The organism is Rhodopseudomonas sp. WA056 (assembly GCF_010906995.1).
In the GTDB taxonomy this organism is placed as follows: Bacteria; Pseudomonadota; Alphaproteobacteria; order Rhizobiales; family Xanthobacteraceae; genus Rhodopseudomonas; species Rhodopseudomonas palustris_G.
The window spans coordinates 1-2,746 of sequence record NZ_QPFS01000224.1; the positions used below are offsets into that span (position 1 = coordinate 1).

General features: G+C 68.0%; 3 protein-coding genes. All 3 read left to right on the forward strand.

The features are described from left to right. A partial coding sequence (locus tag DU475_RS23525) for an ABC transporter substrate-binding protein (protein ID WP_164633485.1) occupies positions 1-922 on the forward strand: 922 nt, incomplete at its 5' end. 254 nt (positions 923-1,176) lie between these two features. Then, positions 1,177-1,830, forward strand: coding sequence for an ABC transporter ATP-binding protein (locus tag DU475_RS23530; RefSeq protein WP_013504627.1), 654 nt, complete (start codon positions 1,177-1,179; stop codon positions 1,828-1,830). Then, on the forward strand, positions 1,827-2,746 hold a 920-nt coding region (locus DU475_RS23535; protein ID WP_349644221.1), incomplete at its 3' end, for an FtsX-like permease family protein. The genes DU475_RS23530 and DU475_RS23535, both read left to right, overlap by 4 nt.

The following is a 2,746-nucleotide window of genomic DNA, read 5'->3' on the forward strand; positions in this document are numbered from 1 at the left end:
GGAAGAAGTTCTGGCGATCGTCGGCACCGTCGGCACCCCGACCAATTCCGCTACTCAGAAATATCTCAACACCAAGAAGGTGCCGCAGGTCTTCATCTCGACCGGCGCGGCGAAGTGGGACGATCCGAAGAACTTCCCGTGGACCACGCAGCTCTATCCGCCCTACCAGATGGAGGGCATGATCTTCGCGAAGTATCTGCTGAAGCACAAGCCGGACGCCAAGCTCGGGGTGTTCTCGCAGAACGACGATTCCGGCAAGGACTACGTCAAGGGCCTGAAGGACGGGCTCGGCGACAAGGCCAAGACGATGATCGTCAAGGAAGTGACCTACGAGGTCACCGACCCGACGGTCGACTCCCAGATCGTGGCGCTGAAGGCCTCGGGCGCCGACACGCTGTTCACGATGGCGACGCCGAAATTCGGCGCGCAGGCGATCCGCAAGGTGCACGAACTGAACTGGAAGCCGCTGAACTTCGTCGTCAGCGTCGCCAGTTCGATCAAGGGCGTGCTCGAACCCGCCGGGAGCGAGGCGTCCACCGGACTGCTCACCGCGCTCGCGATGAAGACCCCGACCGATCCGCGGTTCGAGAACGACGCCGACGTCAAGGAGTTCAGGGAATTCCTCGCCAAGTGGTTTCCGAAGGGCGACATCGCCGACGGCAGCGTCGTGATCGGCTACATCTCCGCCTACATGACGGTGAAGACGCTGGAGGCCTGCGGTGACAATCTCACCCGCGACAACCTGCTGAAGCAGGCCACCAACATCAAGCCGACCACGGCGCCGCTGCTGCTGCCGGGCATCAAGATCTCGACCCGCCCGGACCGCTACGCGCCGTACACGCAGATGCAGATCGCGCGGTTCGACGGCAAGAGCTGGGTGCCGGAAGGCGAGATCTTCAACACCGACGCGGCGAGCCAGTAAGGTCCGCCTGCGGACCGATCGTTGCGCCGAGGTCGCGACATCGCGATGGCCGGGCTCGTCCCGGCCATCTTCGTCCATGCCGCCAGTCAGGCCCCGCGTCGCACCCCGGTCGGCGCCGCAGCCGCCTCGTCTTGAGTGGCCGGCGCCGGGCCCCATATCAAGCGGCGAATGGGCCCCGACTGGAAGGCAATGATGACCGGAACGCTCCGGCGCGGACCGCGCGCTGAGGTCGCCAATCTGCGCGGATCGCGCCGATGCTGATCGTCTCCGGGCTGACCAAATCCTATGCGTCCGGCCAGGACCGTGTCGCGGTACTGCGCGGCGTCGATCTGGCGGTGCCGCCCGGCGAGAGCGTGGCGTTGACCGGCGAATCCGGCAGCGGCAAATCGACCTTGCTGCATCTGATCGCCGGCCTCGATCAGCCCGATGGCGGCGCCATCACGTTCGGCGAGGCGACGATCTCGACCATGCCGGACGCCGAGCGCGCCGCGTTCCGCCGCGAGCGGCTGGGCCTGGTGTTTCAGCAATTCAACCTGATCCCGAGCCTGACGGTAGCCGACAACCTGTCGTTCCAGTCGCGGCTCGCCGGCCGCCACGACAAGACCTGGCACGCCGAGCTGATCGAGCGGCTCGGGCTCGGTGCCCTGCTGAAACGCTATCCGGAGCAATTGTCCGGCGGCCAGCAGCAACGCGTCGCGATCGGCCGGGCGCTGGCGATCAAGCCGCTGCTGCTGCTCGCCGACGAGCCGACCGGCAATCTCGACGAGGCCACCGCCGACGACGTGCTGGCGCTCGCCACCGATCTGGTCCGCCGCACCGGCTGCGGCTTCCTGATGGTGACGCACAGCGAGCGGCTCGCCGGCATGCTGGACCGGCGGGTGCATCTGCACGCAGGGCTGATCCATTGAGGCGGGCGCTGTGGATCCTCGCCGTGCTGCTGAGCCACTGGCGACGGCATCCGATGCAGCTTGCGACGCTGGCGATCGGCCTGATCTCCGCCACCGCGCTGTGGAGCGGGGTGCAGGCGCTGAATGCCCAGGCGCGCACCAGCTACGACCGCGCCGCCGCCGCGCTCGGCGGCAATCGTACCGCGCCACTGGTGGCGCGCGACGGCGGCAGCTTCTCCCAGCAGCTTTATGTCGACCTGCGCCGTGCCGGCTGGCAGGTGTCGCCGACGGTCGAGGGGACGGTCCGGATCAGCGGCCGCTCGCTGCGTCTGCTCGGCGTGGAGCCGCTGTCGCTGCCGACCGAGGCCAACGCCGCCCCTGCGCTCGGCACCGCAGATCTGCGGGGTTTCATCCTGCCGCCGGGCCAAACCCTGGTGGCGCCGGAAACGCTGCGCGAAATCGGCCTGACCGATGGCGAGACGCCGGAACTGCAGAACGGCCAGCGCCTGCCGCCGCTGAGACCGCAGGCCGAGATCGCGCCCGGGGTGCTGGTGGTCGATATTGGCATCGCGCAAAAGCTGCTCGACATGCCGGAGCGGTTGTCGCGGCTGCTGGTCGGCAGCAGGACCGCCGCTCCGCGGCCGCCGCTGCAACAGGTCGTCGGCGACGCGCTGCAGCTCGATCAGCCCGACGCCACCACCGAGCTGGAGCAGCTCACCGACAGCTTCCATCTCAACCTCACCGCGTTCGGGCTGCTGTCGTTCCTGGTCGGACTGTTCATTGTCAATTCGGCGATCGGGCTCGCCTTCGAGCAGCGCCGGCCGATGCTGCGCACCTTGCGGGCCTGCGGCGCCTCGGCGCGGCAGCTCAACGCCGTGATGGTGATCGAACTGTGCCTGATCGCCCTGCTCGCCGGCCTGATCGGTCTGGTCTGCGG